Genomic DNA, 17,951 nt, shown 5'->3' with positions numbered 1-17,951 from the left:
GGATCTCGTCCGACAGCGCCTCATCAGAGGGGCACTTATTCTGGTTGACGCAACACCTCAAACCAACAATCAACCGATCGCATTGATCGGAGGATCGGCCGGCTTACCCGAGTTCACCACGCCGGAGCGGCCGACGACGCAGTTGCGGCCGCTCTTCTTTGCCGCGTAAAGCCGGCCGTCGGCAGCCGACAGCACCGTCGTGAAACTGGTGCCGTCCTCGTCGGCGGTCGCAACGCCGATGCTGACGGTGACCGGACTGCCATCCGGCGTCTTGACGCTGGTCGCGATCGTCCAACGCAGACGCTCGGCAAGCAGCAGTCCTTCCTCATGGTTCGTGCCGGGGCAGACGGCGACGAACTCCTCGCCGCCGAAGCGGAAGATGCGGTCGCTGGAGCGCAGCGTCGTGCCGAGCCGGGCGGCGATCGACTTCAGCACCACGTCCCCCTGGAGATGACCATAACCATCATTGACGTCCTTGAAGTGATCGGCGTCGATAATGAGAACCGTCGCAGACAGCCCCTGCCGCAGCGCCTCGCGCAACATCAGCGGCGCCTCCAGCTCCATGCGCGTGCGGTCATAGACGCCGGTCAGCATGTCGCGGCCGGTGCGCTCCAGAAGATCGTTGTAGCGCTCGCGGAATGTCAGATCGCCGAACACGTCGCTGATGGAGCGCGCGGCGGCGTCGGCGCCGAGGCGGCGGATACGATATTCATAGATCGCAAACATCGCCCCATAGAGGCAGACGGAAAGCATCTTCGCCTTCCAGCCACCCCAGAATACGGCGACCGGGACATCGAGGAAATAATGCAGCGCGGCGAAGAAGCCGATCTGGTCGAAAGTCAGCAGCACGAAACCGGAGATCATGAAACGCAGCACAGCGCGCCTGCGGAAGAAATCGCCGAGTTTTTCGTAGAGCAGGATGATACCGAGCGAATCGACATAGAGCAGCGCCGTGCCCCAAATCATCAGCCAGCCCATCTCCTTTAGAAAATCGACGTCGGGCGCATGGTTTGACGATAGTTGCAGCGGCTGGTGCAGCTGCAGCACCCAGGCGATGCCGACGGTAAGCAGGTTGCCGAGGAACAGGCCGTAGATCGGCTGGCGCACCGTCGCGGCATCCTCCCACAAGTATAACATCAGGATCATCATCAGCTTGCCGGAGAAGAAGACGGAGGAACCCGGCGACACATCCCCGAACGGCAGCGAGACGTAAAAGACCGCCGCCAGATAGGTTTCCATAAAATGCATGACGCCGAGCGCCGTCAGGAAGACCCCGAGACCGAGCCGATGGCGGAAGTGCAGAAGCGTCACCATCAGCACGAAATAGGCGACGGCTTCGACGACGAAGAGAACGAGGTTCAGCGCTTCCATTACGACACCTCGGCTACAGGCCGGCGTCGCGCCGACGCGGCGATCGCGGCTGCGGATCCTTTGATCGATCGTCCGAAAAAGTCAAACACGAGGGCGCCCTGCAAATCCTGCAGGACATAGCTTTCACCGCAATCGTTTAAGATTACGTGAGCGCGTTCTCATATTTGCGATGAACGCTCAAGTCATACGATTGAAAAGCAAGGAATTTCTGCCGGCGCCCCGAGTCGGAACAGATCGCACCTTCAGACCTGGCGAAGCTTCTCGCCGTCGCCAAAGAGCGACGGGCCATGCTGGTCGATGATCTGGTGCGCCTTGCGCACCGTGCACTCGATCGCGTCGTCGGAGGAGGAGAAGAGATCGGCGCGGATGAAATTGCGCACCAGCACCTCGTCGCCAACCTTCTTTTCGATACGGCCGGCCAGACGGTATTGGCTGCCTTCCTTGCGAGGCTCCGCATAGATCGTGCAGTCGCCGTAAAGCTGCGGCTCGCCCGAGGGGCCTGCCGCCTCCGAAGCGGCCTTGCCGCCGGAGAACATCGAAAAGAGATTTGAAAGGAACGAAGCCATGATCCGTCTCTAACACGGCGGTATCGCGCTCGCCAAGTCAAATGATCAGACTGGCGAGGATCTCGTTTTCGGTAATATCCTCGTAACCCATGCCGGCGGCTTCGAAATTCGCGATCAGCCGGGCGAAATTCTCCGGCGCCTTGGTTTCGATGCCGATCAGGATCGAGCCAAAATTGCGCGCCGATTTCTTCAGATATTCGAAGCGGGCGATATCGTCGTCGGGGCCGAGCAGATTGAGGAAATCCCTGAGCGCGCCGGGGCGCTGGGCAAGCCTGAGAATGAAGTATTTCTTCAGCCCTGCGTAACGCATGGCTCTTTCCTTTACGTCAGGCAGGCGTTCGAAATCGAAATTGCCGCCGGAGACGACCGCGACGATGGTCTTGCCGCGGATCGCCTGGGCATCCATCGCGGCGATCGCCGTCAGCGACAGGGCGCCCGCCGGCTCCAGCACGACGCCCTCGACATTCAGCATCTCCTGAATGGTGACGCAGATGGCGTTCTCCGGCATCAGTTGCACTTGGCTTGCCGGAAAATCGCGCAGAGCCGCGAAATTCAGGTCGCCGATGCGGGCGACGGCGGCGCCGTCGACGAAGTTGTCGACCTTGGCAAGCGTCGTCACCTGGCCCGCCTCGATGCTGCGCCTGAGGCTCGGCGCACCCGCCGGCTCGGCAAAGACAAAGGCCGATTTCGGCACGACGCCGTCGAGATAACCGGTAAAGCCGGCGGCAAGCCCGCCGCCGCCGACCGGTAGCACGACCATATCAGGCACCGCTCCATCAGGCAGCTGCTGCAGGATTTCGGCGGCGACGGTCGCCTGCCCCTCGATGATATCGGCGTGATCGAAGGGCGGCACCATGACTCCGCCGATCGCCTCGACATGGTCACGCGCGGCCTGGTAGCACTGGTCGAAGAAATCGCCGAACAGCCGGATGGTGATGAATTCGGCGCCGAACATGCGGGTCTTGTCGATCTTCTGCTGCGGCGTCGTCACCGGCATGAAGACGACGCCCGGCACGCCGAAATGGCGGCAGACATAGGCGAAGCCCTGGGCGTGATTGCCGGCCGAGGCACAGACGAAGGTCTTGCCTGAAGCACCCTGCCCGATCGCCTTGCGGAAGAAATTGAAGGCGCCGCGGATCTTGTAGGAGCGCACCGGCGACAGATCCTCGCGCTTCAGCCAGATATCGGCGCCGTAGCGGGCGGAGAGATGGTCATTGAGCTGCAGTGGCGTCGCCGGGAAAAGGCTGCGCATTGCCGCTTCGGCGCTTTCGACTTCAAGTCTTGTCACGGGCGTGGTCCATTCCTAAAGATTAACCGCCGCCGCTATGGCACAGGCCGGCCGGCAAAAGAAAGCCGGCTCCCGCCATTTCCGGTTCGCTGACCGAGCCGCTCATCTCCTGATGCCGGTTCCGGCCTCGGGAAGCGTTTCTTAAGCCAATCGCAACATCGGCGGCAAGATGAACTGATTTTAACTGTCAATGCAAAGGCCTGCCACTTATATGGAGCGATGATGATCGTCAAATTCGCAAGACCGCTCGCCTGGCTGCTGCTCGCCTTGATTCTCTTTGTCACGGTTTCGCCGATCGGGCTGAGACCGCATACGGTCACGAGCGTCGATACGGACCGTGGCGGCGCCTATGTTCTCCTCGGCCTCGCCTTCGCGCTCGCCTATCCCAGACAGTGGAAACTGGTTGCCGTGCTGCTGATAACGGGCGCCGTCGCCATCGAATATCTGCAATACTTCACGCCGACCCGCCATCCGCGCCTGCATGACGCCGGCGTCAAGGCGATGGGCGCGGCCCTCGGGTTGCTGGCCGGCTGGGTGATCAACAGGTGGCGAGAAACCCGGGCGGCGAACACGCTTCCCTTCGCAGAACGCTGATTGCCCGGATCAGAAACCCGGCAACTCCGCTGCCCAGAAAATCAATGGTATCGCAGCCATCGCAGTTGCGAAAACAAGTGCGACGCTGGTCTTGAAGATTCGGATGCGCCGGACCCTGGTCCCGCTCCAATCGTAAACCATCGTCTTACTCCCACAAGACAACACTTACTCGCTCGTCGCGCGCAATACTTGCACCGAAAATGCCATTGTCAAGCAATAACGCGCCTTTCTGTACAAAATACCGCATTCTCATACAGGATTATGAAGGTGGTGCGGGCGACGGGGATCGAACCCGTATAGCCTAAGGCCGAGGGATTTTAAGTCCCTTGCGTCTACCAGTTTCGCCACGCCCGCTTGCGGCGTTTTCAATATCTTGCGTCATCGGCGATGGGAAGAGCCCCCGGTAAAAATCCCGCATCGATTGCGGGCAGCGGTGAGGAAGACCGAGCGCATTCTGCAAGGGCCAAGCACAAATACGCCACCGCCGCGAGGAACTCAGTGTTCAACGAGGCGAAAATTCACCTGCTGTTTTCGTTCAGCAAAATTGACGCATGGGCTGGTGGTTTGCAAAGCCGCCGAAGGGCGCTACCTATTGACCAGCCTCACATCACGGAACACCCCATGAGCCATGACACCGTCGTCACCGCCGCCATGCTCGCCATCGGCGACGAACTTCTTTCCGGCCGCACCAAGGATAAGAATATCGGTCATCTCGCCGAGCTGCTCACCCTTTCCGGCGTCGATCTCAAGGAGGTGCGCATCGTCGCCGACGACGAGGAGGCGATCGTCGAGGCGCTGAATGCACTTCGCGCTCGATATGATTACGTTTTCACCTCTGGCGGCATCGGGCCGACGCATGACGACATCACCGCCGATGCCATCGCCAAGGCGTTCGGCCTGCCTTGCGAGCATGACGAGGAGGCCATGACGCTGCTGGCCGAGATGTATCGGCGCCGCGAGATGGAATTCACCGAGGCGCGCCAGCGCATGGCGCGCATGCCGCGCGGGGCGGCCCATATCGCCAATCCGGTTTCGACCGCGCCGGGCTTCATCATCGGCAATGTCTATGTCATGGCCGGCGTGCCGCAGGTTTTTCAGGCGATGGTCGACAATGTGTTGCCAACGCTTCGAACCGGCACGCCGGTGCTGTCGCTCGCCATTGCCTGCCCTTATGGCGAAGGCGATATCGGCACGCCGCTTGCCGCCATCCAGAAAGCTCATCCGGACACCAGCATCGGCTCCTACCCTAGATATATCGGCCAGAAATTCTCGACCGAGATCGTCGTGCGCGGCCGCGCGCAGGCGGCGATCGATGCGGCCGGCGCCGAGGTGCATGCGATGATCGACGCCATTCGCCGAAAAAAGGAAGTCACGGAGAACCATTCCGCCGAGGCGTGAGGACCGTACGGGAACTGGCCATCCTTGATATCAGTCAAGGAACAGGAGAAGGTCCGGTGCATCCCTTCCCTCGCGCCAGCCATTTCAGCGCAAGGAGAATTGATATGTCTTACAAAACCATTCTCGCCATTCTCGACACGAGAGACAATAGCGCCGCCGTTGCCGATTTCGCCTTTGCCATTGCCGCCGAAAACGGCGCTCATGTGATCGGGTTGCACGCCGAAAATATCTCCGCCGTGCCGCTGGTGGCGCCGATGGAAATTCCTGATCCCGTCGCCGTGCAGGCGCTGCAGGATATGGCGCATAGCGAAACGACCGCCATCGAGGCCATATTCCGCGCCAAGGCGCACGCCGCCGGCGCCTCCTCCGAATGGCGCAGCTTCGCCACCTCGACCGGCTACGGTTCGGCGCCGCTGATCGACAGCGCGCGCAGCGCCGATCTCTTGATCGCTTCGCAGGCCGACCCGGCCAACCCGTCCGACAGCCATGTCGATCTCGACAGTTTTCTCTTCGAAACCGGCCGGCCGGTGCTGATGATCCCCTATATCATCCGCCAGCCGAAGCCGATCAAACGCGTGCTGATCGCCTGGAACGGCTCGAAGGAGGCGGCACGCGCAACCTTCGACGCGCTGCCGTTCCTGAAGGCGGCCGAGGCGGTGGAGATTTTTTCGGTCGATCCGGCCGAGACGGCGCCGCATTCATCGCTGACCCCAGGCGCCGAGATCGCCGCGGGACTTGCCCGCCACGGCGTGAAGACGACGCTTTCGACGGCCCGAAGCGTGGACAGGAACACCTCGCATGTCATCGAAAACCGGCTTTCGGACGACAGCATCGACCTCCTGGTCATGGGCGCGCATACGCATTCATGGCTGTGGCAGATGATCTTCGGCGGCACGACGAAGAGCTTGCTGCAATCGATGACGGCGCTGACGCTGTTGTCGCGATGACTGCCTGCCGCAAGGATCGGCGCTCTTGCCTTTTTCCGGCAAATCCCGCTAATTGCAGCGACCGATGAGGGCTTCGAGCCTCGGCCGATTTCGCGCAGTTCCGGCTTGCGCGATTTCTTGTTTTGCCGATCGCCGCTGCAAGCCCGTCCGGTCGCCGGCAAACGGCGTGTCATCTCTATCATGCCGCGGAGCAGCCCGATGTCCCTTCCCGATAAAGCCTTTCCCGTTTCCTGGGATCAGTTCCACCGCGATGCGCGCGCCCTTGCCTGGCGGCTTGCCGGCCTCGACCAGACGTTCAAGGCGATCGTCTGCATCACCCGCGGCGGCCTTGTTCCGGCCGCGATCATCTCGCGCGAACTGAACATCCGCCTGATCGAGACCGTCTGCATCGCCTCCTACCATGATTATGTGAACCAGGGCGACATGGTGCTGCTCAAGGGAATTGCGCCCGAGCTTGCGGAAAACGGCGGCGAAGGCGTGCTCGTCGTCGACGACCTCACCGATACCGGCAAGACCGCCGCGCAGGTGCGCACCATGCTGCCGAAAGCGCATTTCGCCTGCGTCTATGCCAAGCCGAAGGGCGTGCCGACCGTCGACACCTTCATCACCGAGGTGAGCCAGGATACCTGGATCTATTTCCCCTGGGATATGGGCTTCACCTATCAGGAGCCGATCGCCAAGGGGGCGCGCTGACCGCCACCTCTCGGAGTGCGCCGGCAGCGTCGCCGGCGCAGTTCGACAGCCCCGATATTTCCGGCGAATCGCCATGCGCATTTGCGCCGGAAATGCCATCACAAGATTTGCCGCAGGACGCTTTTTTGTGGTTCCGGCATTTTCCTTAGCCGGCAGCGCCCGCAAGCCATTGTAATTTCAGCGTTCCCCGGCTTTCCCCAATCTCCACAGGCGCATCCACAAGATGTTGTGGTTAGCAATCAATTAAAACCCAGCCCTTGACGGAATCAGCTGTTTCAAACTTTACTGTCCTTGATGTTGCGGCGGCGACAGGACCGGAGGTAACGAGCCCGGTTCCCTTTTGAAAATAGGACGCGGAATGGGGTGCTGCACCGAAAAACGGTTCAGGCCCGACAGGATTTCCGCGCGATTTTCAGCCCCCAAAAAAAGTGACATCGGGACTGGCGATAATAAGCTGTTAATACTATATTTAGTGTTTGCAGCCACCATCACCACAATATACAGGAAGCTCATCTCCGGATGACACCCCTGTCACGATACGGAAACGAGACTGGCTGCACGACTGAATGTGCCGCCGGATAGGAATTTTGCGCCCTGGGGACAGGCGCCAACGCGAGGTCAAGACTATGCGCATCGAACGTCGTTTCACGAAGGCCGGCCAAGGCGCCTATGCGGATATCGAATTCCGCAAGGCGACGAGCGAGATCAAGAACCCGGACGGTTCGATCGTGTTCCGCCTCGAGAATATCGACGTCCCCGCCCAGTTCTCCCAGGTCGCGACCGACGTTCTGGCGCAGAAGTATTTCCGCAAGGCCGGCGTTCCCACCCGGCTGAAGAAGGTCGAGGAAAACGACGTTCCTTCCTTCCTGTGGCGCTCCGTTCCCGACGATGCCGCGCTGAAGACCCTGCCGAAGGAGGAGCAGACCGGCTCCGAAATCGATGCGCGCCAGGTCTTCGACCGTCTTGCCGGCACCTGGACCTATTGGGGCTGGAAGGGCGGCTATTTCTCTTCCGAGGAAGATGCGGCGGCCTTCAAGGACGAGCTTGCCTATATGCTCGCCACCCAGCGCGTAGCGCCGAACTCGCCGCAATGGTTCAACACCGGCCTGCACTGGGCCTACGGCATCGACGGCCCCGGCCAGGGCCATTTCTACGTCGACCCCTTCACCGGCAAGCTGACCAAGTCCAAGTCGGCCTACGAACATCCGCAGCCGCATGCCTGCTTCATCCAGTCGGTCGAAGACGACCTCGTCAACGAAGGCGGCATCATGGATCTCTGGGTGCGTGAAGCGCGCCTCTTCAAATACGGTTCCGGCACCGGCTCCAACTTCTCGATGCTGCGCGGCGAAGGCGAAAAGCTTTCCGGCGGCGGCCGCTCCTCCGGCCTGATGAGCTTCCTGAAGATCGGCGACCGCGCCGCCGGCGCCATCAAATCGGGCGGCACGACGCGCCGCGCCGCCAAGATGGTGGTCGTCGATATCGACCATCCGGATATCGAGGAATACATCAACTGGAAGGTCAAGGAAGAGCAGAAGGTCGCGGCCCTCGTCACCGGCTCGAAGATCGTCGCCCGGCACCTGAAGGCGATCATGAAGGCCTGCGTCAATTGCGACGGCGGCGACAATGGCGATTGCTTCGATCCGGCCAAGAACCCTGCCCTGAAGCGCGAAATCCGCGCCGCCAAGAAGGACCAGGTCCCGGAGAATTACGTCCAGCGTGTCATCCAGTTCGCCCGCCAGGGCTACAAGGATCTTCAATTCAAGACCTACGACACGGATTGGGATTCGGAAGCCTATCTGACGGTCTCCGGCCAGAATTCCAACAACTCCGTCTCGATCAAGGACGACTTCCTGCGCGCCGTCGAAAATGACGGCGAATGGAACCTGACCGCCCGCAAGGACGGCCGGGTGATGAAGACGCTGAAGGCGCGCGATCTCTGGGAAACCATTTCCTACGCCGCCTGGGCTTCGGCCGATCCGGGTATCCACTTCAACACGACGATGAACGACTGGCACACCTCGCCGGCCGGCGGCCCGATCCGCGGCTCGAACCCGTGCTCGGAATACATGTTCCTCGACGACACCGCCTGCAACCTTGCTTCGCTGAACCTCCTGCAGTTCAAGGACAAGGCCACCAAGCGCATCAATATCGCCGATTACGAACACGCGGTTCGGCTGTGGACCGTCGTGCTCGAAGTCTCGGTGATGATGGCGCAGTTCCCGTCGAAGCGCATTGCCGAACTCTCCTACGAATACCGCACGCTCGGCCTCGGCTACGCCAATATCGGCGGCCTGCTGATGTCCTCGGGTATTCCTTATGACTCGGCCGAAGCCCGCGCCATTGCCGGCTCGCTGACCGCGATCATGACCGGCATCTGCTATGCGACCTCGGCCGAAATGGCTGCCGAACTCGGGCCGTTCCCGAATTTCGCGCCGAACCGCGAGAGCATGCTGCGGGTCATCCGCAACCATCGCCGCGCCGCTTACGGCGAAACCTCCGGCTATGAGGCGCTGTCGATCGACCCGGTCGCGCTGATTCATTCGGAAAACCCGGATCAGGATCTTGCCGCCCATGCCAAATCGGCCTGGGACAAGGCGCTCGAGCTCGGCGAACAGCATGGCTACCGCAATGCTCAGGTCTCGGTCATCGCCCCGACCGGCACGATCGGTCTCGTCATGGATTGCGACACGACAGGCATTGAGCCCGACTTCGCCCTCGTCAAGTTCAAGAAGCTCGCCGGCGGCGGCTACTTCAAGATCATCAACCGCGCCGTGCCGGAAGCGCTGCGCACGCTCGGTTATTCCGAGAGCCAGATCGCCGAGATCGAAGCCTATGCCGTCGGCCACGGCAATCTGAACCAGGCGCCCGCGATCAACCCGTCGACGCTGAAGGCCAAGGGCTTGACCGACGAGAAGGTGGAAGCCGTCAACGCGGCGCTGAAGAGCGCCTTCGACATCAAGTTCGTCTTCAACCAGTGGACGCTGGGCGCCGACTTCCTGAAGGAGACGCTGAAGGTTTCCGACGAACAGCTCGCCGACATGAGCTTCAGCCTGCTCGACCATATGGGCTTCTCGAAGAAGGATATCGAAGCCGCCAACATCCATGTCTGCGGCGCGATGACGCTGGAAGGCGCGCCCTTCCTGAAGGCCGAGCACCTGCCGGTCTTCGATTGCGCCAACCCCTGCGGCAAGATCGGCAAGCGCTACCTCTCGGTCGAGAGCCACATCCGCATGATGGCGGCCGCCCAGCCCTTCATCTCCGGTGCGATTTCCAAGACGATCAACATGCCGAACGAGGCGACCGTCGAGGATTGCAAGAACGCCTATCTGCTCTCCTGGAAGCTCGGCCTTAAGGCCAACGCGCTCTATCGCGACGGCTCGAAGCTGTCGCAGCCGCTCAACGCCTCGCTGATCGAGGACGAGGACGACGAGGATGCGCTGGAGGAACTGCTGCAGGCGCCCGTCGCCGCCCAGGCCGTCACCATCACCGAGAAGATCATCGAGCGGGTGATCGAACGCGTTTCGCGCGAACGCGAGAAGCTGCCCAACCGCCGCCAGGGCTATACCCAGAAGGCCGCCGTCGGCGGACACAAGGTGTATCTGCGCACCGGCGAATTCGGCGACGGCCGCCTCGGCGAGATCTTCATCGACATGCACAAGGAAGGCGCTGCCTTCCGTGCGATGATGAATAATTTCGCCATCGCCATCTCGCTCGGCCTGCAATATGGCGTGCCGCTCGAGGAATATGTCGAGGCCTTCACCTTCACCAAGTTCGAGCCGGCCGGCATGGTCATCGGCAATGATGCGATCAAGAACGCCACGTCGATCCTCGACTACGTCTTCCGCGAGCTGGCCGTCTCCTATCTCGGCCGTCATGACCTCGCCCATGTCGATACGTCGGATTTCTCCAACACGGCGCTCGGCAAGGGCATCCAGGAAGGCAAGACCAACCTGCTGTCGACCGGCTGGACCCGCGGCTACAAGCCGACGCTGGTTTCCGGCACCGGCGGTGAACGCCAGGCGGGCGAACCCAAGGGTGCCGCCACCGCAGCCCCTGCCCGCGCCGCCTCCACCGGCACCGTCACCGCCTTTGCCGGCAGTGCCGCCCGCAAGCTGGAACCGACCACGGCCATCTCCACCTCCGAAATCGTCGCCTTCAAGCGCGACTACGAGGAGCGCGCCAAGGAACTGGCCGAAGAGATCGCCGAAGAGGTGATGGAAGAAATCACCAGCGACGCCACCGCCCTCTTCTCCGACAAGGCGGCAGCGGACGCGGCAACGGCCAAGACCGAAGCCAAGAAGGTGGAAGCCGAACGCCGCCAGCGCTCGATCATGCAGGGCTATACCGGCAACATGTGCTCGGAGTGCCAGAACTTCACGATGGTGCGGAATGGCACCTGCGAGAAGTGCGACACGTGTGGCGCGACGAGTGGGTGCTCTTGATAGGGGACAATCGCAGTGCGGCGACCTGTGGAAAACCATAAGTTAGTCGTAATCGAAGGCGGAGGGCGCAAGCCCTCCGCCTGGATTGAAATTCCAAAGACTATAATTTGTTCGTCACCTACAAGTCGCTCAGAAGCAGCGACTTTTCGCATAACAGCCGCGGGGGTTCGGAAGGCCCTCGAGTTTGGTCATAGACAGCCATTGCTTGATTTGTGGAGCCTCGTATTGGGGCAAATACCCCCTGTTAACAACGCTCAGATAAAGTGGGGAAATGCTGACGTGCAGCAGGGCCTTTGCGGAATCGATGGCGCGCATGCCTGCTTCCGTGGTATAAAGAGACCCCTGGGTGATGACGATCAGGGATATGATATCTACGCTTAGGTTTCGAAGCCGAGCATACTTTTCAAATATGCTCCGTCTATGAGTTGCGTGGTCGAGCCAGTAGAGATACCAAACGATTTGGTTTGTGTTATCTACGTTAGGATGGATTATCCCTATGGCAGATATGCCACTTCCAAGAAGGCGACACCGATTAGCCGCGGGGTTGTCACGCATTGGGAACTCGTGGAAGCCGATGATACAGGCCAACTTCCTATTGACTATCGACAGCGTTATCGCCGCAAAATGTGGTAGAGAAGCGAGAAAATATGAAGTTTGATTTGGTAGCTTCAAAGGAGTACGAGCCAGCGGCTATCTACTATGAAGATTCAGATAGCCTGGAATATCTGCGCGCGTCCGTTCCTGCAATCTATAGGAGAATAGATACAGCTCTAACACTTGTACTTTCAATGGAAGATCGCTCGCTAATTGGTTTCAAACTCAAGGGCTTTAAGAATTTTTACAATAGAAATCTAAAAAATCGCCTGGGTGCAGATTGTCCGCAGTTCATAGAACTTGTTGACGTCCTGCAGGAACTTACGCGCACTCTCGGCCAGCAGGTATTTGAAGAAAAACAACTAAATGCCTACAAGTCAGCGCTAGAAATGGCGGCAGAAGATAAAGTTCACGTGAGCGATTTTCCGCGTATCGCCAGTTAGCTTACAAGCAACTAAGCTGTATAACCCCAACGTGATCACCTCCCGCTACAAAATGGCGGACAATTATTGAGGTTGTTCGCAGACTCTTTACGCTTCAGGAGTCAACACATCGGCCTCGCGATAAAATGACGCTCAAGCCCATGCCGAAACACCGCCTCATCCTTCTGCGCCACGCCAAATCCGCCTGGCCCAACGGTGTGGCCGACCGTGAACGGCCATTGGCCGGTCGCGGGCGCAAGGCAGCACCCGTCATCGGCACCTATATGGCGCGCGAAAAGCTGATCCCCGATCTCGCCCTCGTCTCGCCGGCCCGCCGGGCGCAGGAAACCTGGAAGCTCATCCGCCAGGCCCTTTCGAAAAAGGTCTCCGACCGCGAGGCGGCTGATATCTACGAGGTGTCGGCCGAGCGCATCCTCGATGTGATCCGGGCCGTCGAACCTGATATCCGCACGCTGCTCATTGTTGGCCACAATCCCGGCATGGAGAACGCGGCCTCGCTTATCGTGGCGGACGGCGATGCCGCTGCCGTGGGACGCATGCGGGAGAAGTTCCCGACGGCGGGACTCGCCGTCATCGACCTCGATCTCGGCGGATGGGACGAGATTGCGGCGGGCACCGGTTATCTCGAGCGGTTCGTAACCCCGAGATCCTTGGGATAGTACGACACTGTCTGGTTTTGAATTTGACGGCCAAGGTGCCCGGCGCTGATTCCACCCCGCGTGTCCGAACTGGCCATTCACGGAACAATGGTTCGACAACCCCGACTTGGCTGGAGAACCCGTTCTCGTCAACGAATTTGGATCGGTTCTACAAGGTAATCCATTGCGGGCATCTCTTCCCCTATATGGTGGCGGATTGCTACACGCTGGGCAGCCGCTTCCCTCACCCCGCCAGAGTTCCGCCTTCGGCTCTCCTTAGCCGGCACCTCCGGCCATTGTCAAAAGGGCAGAATGTCGAATAGGCGCTTGCTCGCCCTCGCCCCCCAAGACGGCTTCACGGCCCCGGCGGAGAACGGCGGCCCAGACGATGGAGCCAGCGGCGATGGGTAAAACCGGTTGAGCATCGCATCGCAGACATAGTGCCCCCAATTCGCCAGGCGCTCCGTCTCTCTCGCGCCGAGGAAATGGAGGTAGGTGCCGACCTCGGAGGGAACGACTGACGACGGCGGCAGTGTGAAGGAGGCATATGGCTTGAGTTCGACATCCCTGCTGTCGATTGACCAATAGACGCCTTGCGTTCTTGCGCGCAGAGCCGATCTTGTAAGGTCGTCGAGGCCAAGCAGATCAGCCTGTTTTGCTGCCTTGAAGCCGCCGATCAGGTCCCGCCGCCTCAGCGCCCTCACCTGATTGTCCGCCGTGTCGAGCACCCGCTTGAGCTGGCTGAAGTAGTTCCAATATCCGCGGGTGGAGGAACGCCAGGGCGCGCCGGCATCGCTGACGAGCAGGCAGTCGCAGCGTTTCAACGCCGGCTCGATGCCGTGATTGTCGTAAACGCCGCCATCGCTCAATATTGCCCTGCCCGGAGTGACAGGTTCGCCGACCGTCTCATCGAGCTTTTCTCTCTTCCATGAAAACTGCGACAGGTCCAATCGCAGCGGTGACAGCACGGGCGGGAATGCGGCCGAGGCGGCAACTGCGGTCGCAAGCGGAAGCGCCGGATGAAGCGAGAGACCGATCCGATAATCCGTGATATAGCGATTGGACATGCGGAAGAGCGAACCAGTGCTGAGATTGCTGGCGCAGAAAACGAACCAGGGCGATCCCGGCAGGTCTTTCAGGCTCGGCGACGTTCCGTCGAACAGATGTCGGTCGTAGAGTTTGGCTGCTTCCTCCGCCGCACTCGAGAAGGGGTTTAACACGCCCTTCAGGAAGCTTGGCCCATCCGCAAAGACCTGGCTGAAGGCCAGGATGCGATCCAGGTATTCCGTCTTGAAGTTGACGGCGACGTCATTCTCAAAGATCAGCCGCGGCCACACATGGGCAAGCAGGCCGGAGGTGATCGATCCGCCTGAGACCGAGGAGACCATATCGAGCTTCGCCAGAAGACCGGCCTCGTTCAGCCTCGCCAGCGATCCCGCATGGAAAAGCATGGCCCGATAGCCGCCGCCCGAAAGGCAGAGGCCGAGTTGATAACGCTTCGCCGGCTTCTCGGGTTCGTCGGATCCAGACAAGACCGCGTTTTCCTCAGGATGCTCGTCGTCTGACATGCTCTGTCGTATCACGTTAACAAGGATGGCGACATTCGCTGTATATCAGATCGAGACCCGCGCGAAGGAATGTCATAGCGGATTTGCCAAGAGATTGGCGTCCGCCTTCCTTCACTTCGATCCACAGGCCGAGCCCTCTGCAGGGTTGCATGATCAGTCTTGCAAAACATCCCTTGCGATGTTCAATAACGCGAGCGAAGGCGGGGGAATCGATGCGTTACATCGTGGCTGGGTTGTTGTTTCTATGCGCATTTCCTCTGTCAGCAGCGGAGATCACGCGAGAGCCGTTGGAAGGTGACACGGACCTGATCTCGGTCACGGGCGTCTTAAACGAAGGTGACGAAATCGTTTTCAGAAACGTGGCCGCGGCCCCCAACAAGGCGCTGGTATTTCTAAACAGCGAGGGCGGGGATCTCAAAGCCGGCATTGAGATCGGACGCGCGATACGTCTTCGGAACTTTGCCACGGCCGTCCCTCCGGGGACCTTGTGCGCTTCAGCTTGCGCCCTCACCTGGCTTGCCGGTTCGCCGCGCATGCTTGAGGCCACATCCAATCTCGGCTTCCATGCTGCCTATCGCGTGATAGATGGCAAGGCCACCGAAAGCGGCGTCGCCAATGCTCTGGTTGGCGCCTATCTCAATCAGCTGGGACTGCCCGACACCGCGATCGCTTACGTGACGTCAGCGCCGCCTGAAGGCATCGAGTGGCTGACGCCCGCCAAGGCACAAGGCGTCGGCATCGCCTATGATACGGTTCAGCTGGACGCGGCGGATGCGGCGTCCGACGATGGCAAGACGTTTCCGTATGATCCGATGGGCACGGTGACGGCGTTCTACTCCGCACTCGCGGTGGCCGATGGTGAAACCGCTTCGGCTCTGGTCATTCCGGAAAAGCGCGGCAAAGGCCCCTTCAACGAAGCTTCGATCCACGCCTTCTTCGGTGCGATGTCGCAGCCGCTCAAACTCACGGGCACCGCGCTGCGCGGCGATAATGATGTGCGGGTTTCGTACGAATACGTCACCCGTGATGGACGGCGCTGTCAGGGCCGGGCCGATGTCCAGACCACTTACGCCTTTGGCAAGACGCTGGTCTCGAAGATCACGGCACTGGACGGCTGTTAAGCAATAGCTTTAGCATGACCACAGTCGCCGCAGATGATCGCCTCGGCCTGAGGCAAGCTGCCACCATGTCGCCTGCTCCGAGGCATTTGACCAGCGAGGCACTTCGTGACATCTATCTATGACAATCACGCCCTCGACCTGACGAGCGATCCCGATTTTTTCTCCCTTCTCACCGGCAGCTACATGCGCATCGTCGGCCGTCCTCTTGTCCAGGACGGACAGGGGCCGGACTGGCTTTACAACTCTGCTCCTTTCGTGGTCCTCGCCCACAATACCGAACCCGACCCGCGCTTCATCTACGCGAATCGCACCGCGCAGACCTGTTTCGAATATAGCTGGGATGAATTCATCGCGCTGCCGTCGCGGCTTTCGGCCGAGCAGCCGGATCGCGCCGAGCGTCAGCGGCTGCTGGATAGCGTGACGCGCGACGGTTTTGTCGAGAATGGCCGCGGCGTCAGGATCGCGAAATCGGGGCGCCGTTTCTGGATCGAGAAGGTGACTGTCTGGCAGCTTATCGACGAAAGCGGCAAACGTTTGGGCCAGGCTGCGATATTCCCTTCGTGGCGGGACGCGTAGGCTCGCCGGCCAGCCGCCGGGCCTCAGGCTGATGCATTGTACCCGGGCGGTGACGTCACGGCTTTACGCGGTCGGGATGCGCCGCCTGGAAGGCCGGCAGTTCGGCACACCGGGCGTCGATCGCGACGATGCGCCTGAGATGCGTGAGATCGACGCCCCAGCGGCGGGCGTTATAAACTTGCGGGACAAGGCAGAGGTCCGCCATTGTCGGCGCATCGCCGAAGCTGAAGGTTCCGCCGGCTTCGCCGATCATCGCTTCCAGTTTGCCAAGTCCGTCGGCGATGAAATGCTTCATCCATTCCTCGCGGGCATCCGCCTTCTCGGTCAGGGTCATGACATGCGACACGACGTGCATGTTGCAGATCGGATGGATGTCCATGGCGACTGCATAGGCAAGCCCGCGCACATGCTGGCGATCGGCACTGTCTGTTGGCAGCAATCCGCATTCCGGCCGCAGCTCGGCCAGATATTCGATGATCGCCAGCGACTGCGTCAGGGGCCTTCCATCGATCACCAGGGTCGGCACGAGCCCCTGCGGGTTGAGCGCGAGATAGTCAAGCTTCCTGTGCGCCCCCTCCAAGAGGTTGACCGGCACCGTCCTGTAGTCGATCTCCAGCAGGTTGAGGGCGATGCGGACGCGGTAGCTCGCCGACGATCGCCAGTAGTCGTAAAGAACGACCTCGCTCATTGCGGTCCCGCTCCTCCATAGCGTTCGACGGTCTGATCGATCGCCCCGAAGATCGAATGGCCGGCCCGGTCCTTCATCTCGATGCGGACCTGGTCGCCGAACTGCATGAAGGGGGTCTTCGGCGAGCCGCTTTCGATCGTCTCGATCATCCGGATTTCGGCGATGCAGGAACAGCCGTCGCCGCCGTCTTCGACCGGCCTGCCCGGGCCGCCGTCCCGCTTGTTGGAAACCGTTCCCGAGCCGATGATCGTTCCGGCCGCGAGATGGCGGGTTTTGGCGGCATGGGCGATCAGCTCGCCGAAATCGAAGGTCATGTCGATACCGGCATTGGCCTTGCCGAAAGGCTTGCCGTTCAGGCTGACGAGCAGCGGCAGATGCAGTCTGCCGCCATCCCAGGCGTCGCCAAGCTCGTCCGGCGTCACCGCTACCGGCGAAAAGGCCGAAGCGGGCTTCGACTGGAAGAAACCGAACCCTTTGGCGAGTTCGTCGGGGATCAGGCCGCGCAGCGAGACGTCGTTGACGAGCATCACCAGGCAGATGGCGTCGCGCGCCGCCTGCGGGTCCGATCCCATGGCGACGTCGCCGGTGATAACGGCGACCTCCCCCTCCATGTCGATGCCATAAGCGGCGTCTGCCATTACGATCGGATCGCGCGGCGCAAGGAAACTGTCCGAGCCGCCTTGATAAATCAGCGGATCGGTCCAGAAGCTTGCCGGCATTTCGGCGCCGCGCGCCTTGCGCACCAGTTCGACATGGTTGACGTAGGCGGAACCATCGGCCCATTGATAGGCCCGCGGCAGAGGTGACGCAGCGTCATGCTCGTGAAAGCGGAGCGTCGGCTGGGCGCCGGTTTCGATGCCTTCGGCAATCAGCTGAAGGCGCGGCGCGACATGCTCCCAGTCGTCGAGAGCTGCCTGCAGCGTGCGGGCGATGTGACCGACTTCCGAGCAGCGGGTAAGGTCGCGGGAAACGACGACGAGGCGGCCGTCCCGGGTGGAGTCCTTTAACGTCGCAAGTTTCATGT

Annotated in this window: 15 protein-coding genes and 1 tRNA gene; 9 read left to right on the top strand and 7 right to left on the bottom strand. The window is 60.7% G+C overall.

What is annotated here, in order from left to right; all coding sequences use genetic code 11:
• Positions 1-69: 69 nt before the first annotated feature.
• The 3 genes from EFR00_RS02475 to ilvA form a co-directional block, all read right to left on the bottom strand.
• On the bottom strand, positions 70-1,371 hold the full coding sequence (locus EFR00_RS02475; RefSeq protein ID WP_077994006.1) for a GGDEF domain-containing protein: 1,302 nt from the start codon (positions 1,369-1,371) through the stop codon (positions 70-72).
• Between the two features lie 242 nt (positions 1,372-1,613).
• The gene (locus EFR00_RS02470) at positions 1,614-1,937 is read right to left on the bottom strand and encodes an HlyU family transcriptional regulator (RefSeq protein WP_077994009.1); all 324 of its coding nucleotides are present in this window, start codon (positions 1,935-1,937) and stop codon (positions 1,614-1,616) included.
• 37 nt (positions 1,938-1,974) lie between these two features.
• The gene (ilvA, locus tag EFR00_RS02465; protein ID WP_077994011.1) at positions 1,975-3,225 is read right to left on the bottom strand and encodes a threonine ammonia-lyase; all 1,251 of its coding nucleotides are present in this window, start codon (positions 3,223-3,225) and stop codon (positions 1,975-1,977) included.
• A gap of 219 nt (positions 3,226-3,444) precedes the next feature.
• Between ilvA and EFR00_RS02460 the strand changes: the two genes are divergently transcribed.
• On the top strand, positions 3,445-3,819 hold the full coding sequence (locus EFR00_RS02460; RefSeq protein ID WP_077994018.1) for a VanZ family protein: 375 nt from the start codon (positions 3,445-3,447) through the stop codon (positions 3,817-3,819).
• 268 nt (positions 3,820-4,087) lie between these two features.
• Here the strand turns inward: EFR00_RS02460 and EFR00_RS02455 are convergent.
• Positions 4,088-4,173: transfer RNA gene (locus EFR00_RS02455), tRNA-Leu, on the bottom strand.
• Between the two features lie 267 nt (positions 4,174-4,440).
• Here EFR00_RS02455 and EFR00_RS02450 point away from each other — a divergent pair.
• The 6 genes from EFR00_RS02450 (at position 4,441) to EFR00_RS02425 (ending at position 12,995) form a co-directional block, all read left to right on the top strand.
• Positions 4,441-5,217, top strand: coding sequence for a competence/damage-inducible protein A (locus tag EFR00_RS02450; protein WP_077994021.1), 777 nt, complete (start codon positions 4,441-4,443; stop codon positions 5,215-5,217).
• Positions 5,218-5,321: 104 nt separating this feature from the next.
• Complete coding sequence (locus tag EFR00_RS02445; RefSeq protein WP_077994023.1) at positions 5,322-6,164, top strand: universal stress protein; 843 nt, start codon at positions 5,322-5,324, stop codon at positions 6,162-6,164.
• A 198-nt stretch (positions 6,165-6,362) separates the two neighbouring features.
• The gene (gene gpt / locus EFR00_RS02440; protein ID WP_010025058.1) at positions 6,363-6,857 is read left to right on the top strand and encodes a xanthine phosphoribosyltransferase; all 495 of its coding nucleotides are present in this window, start codon (positions 6,363-6,365) and stop codon (positions 6,855-6,857) included.
• 626 nt (positions 6,858-7,483) lie between these two features.
• Complete coding sequence (locus EFR00_RS02435; RefSeq protein WP_077994030.1) at positions 7,484-11,299, top strand: vitamin B12-dependent ribonucleotide reductase; 3,816 nt, start codon at positions 7,484-7,486, stop codon at positions 11,297-11,299.
• Positions 11,300-11,946: 647 nt separating this feature from the next.
• Positions 11,947-12,336: a hypothetical protein gene (locus EFR00_RS02430; protein WP_077994032.1), complete on the top strand. Its 390-nt coding sequence runs from the start codon at positions 11,947-11,949 to the stop codon at positions 12,334-12,336.
• Between the two features lie 125 nt (positions 12,337-12,461).
• Positions 12,462-12,995, top strand: coding sequence for a SixA phosphatase family protein (locus EFR00_RS02425; protein ID WP_077994033.1), 534 nt, complete (start codon positions 12,462-12,464; stop codon positions 12,993-12,995).
• Between the two features lie 278 nt (positions 12,996-13,273).
• Here EFR00_RS02425 and EFR00_RS02420 read toward each other — a convergent pair whose 3' ends face one another.
• Positions 13,274-14,542, bottom strand: a complete 1,269-nt coding sequence (locus EFR00_RS02420; protein WP_077994034.1) for a patatin-like phospholipase family protein — start codon at positions 14,540-14,542, stop codon at positions 13,274-13,276.
• A 212-nt stretch (positions 14,543-14,754) separates the two neighbouring features.
• Between EFR00_RS02420 and EFR00_RS02415 the strand changes: the two genes are divergently transcribed.
• Both EFR00_RS02415 and EFR00_RS02410 read left to right on the top strand, forming a co-directional pair.
• Positions 14,755-15,663, top strand: a complete 909-nt coding sequence (locus EFR00_RS02415) for a COG3904 family protein (protein WP_077994035.1) — start codon at positions 14,755-14,757, stop codon at positions 15,661-15,663.
• Between the two features lie 105 nt (positions 15,664-15,768).
• Complete coding sequence (locus EFR00_RS02410) at positions 15,769-16,239, top strand: MEKHLA domain-containing protein (RefSeq protein ID WP_077994036.1); 471 nt, start codon at positions 15,769-15,771, stop codon at positions 16,237-16,239.
• Positions 16,240-16,294: 55 nt separating this feature from the next.
• Here the strand turns inward: EFR00_RS02410 and maiA are convergent, their stop codons facing one another.
• Together maiA and EFR00_RS02400 are read right to left on the bottom strand one after the other, a co-directional pair.
• Entirely contained in the window at positions 16,295-16,927 is a 633-nt protein-coding gene (maiA, locus tag EFR00_RS02405) for a maleylacetoacetate isomerase (protein WP_077994039.1), read from the bottom strand.
• The gene (locus EFR00_RS02400; RefSeq protein ID WP_077994041.1) at positions 16,924-17,949 is read right to left on the bottom strand and encodes a fumarylacetoacetate hydrolase family protein; all 1,026 of its coding nucleotides are present in this window, start codon (positions 17,947-17,949) and stop codon (positions 16,924-16,926) included. Before EFR00_RS02400 ends, maiA begins: the two co-directional genes overlap by 4 nt.
• Positions 17,950-17,951: the final 2 nt, after the last annotated feature.

Origin of the sequence: Rhizobium sophoriradicis (assembly GCF_003939025.1) — a bacterium.
GTDB classification, from domain to species: domain Bacteria; phylum Pseudomonadota; class Alphaproteobacteria; order Rhizobiales; family Rhizobiaceae; genus Rhizobium; species Rhizobium sophoriradicis.
Note: the sequence above shows the minus strand (reverse complement) of the source record. Positions and strands in the feature narration are given on the sequence as shown.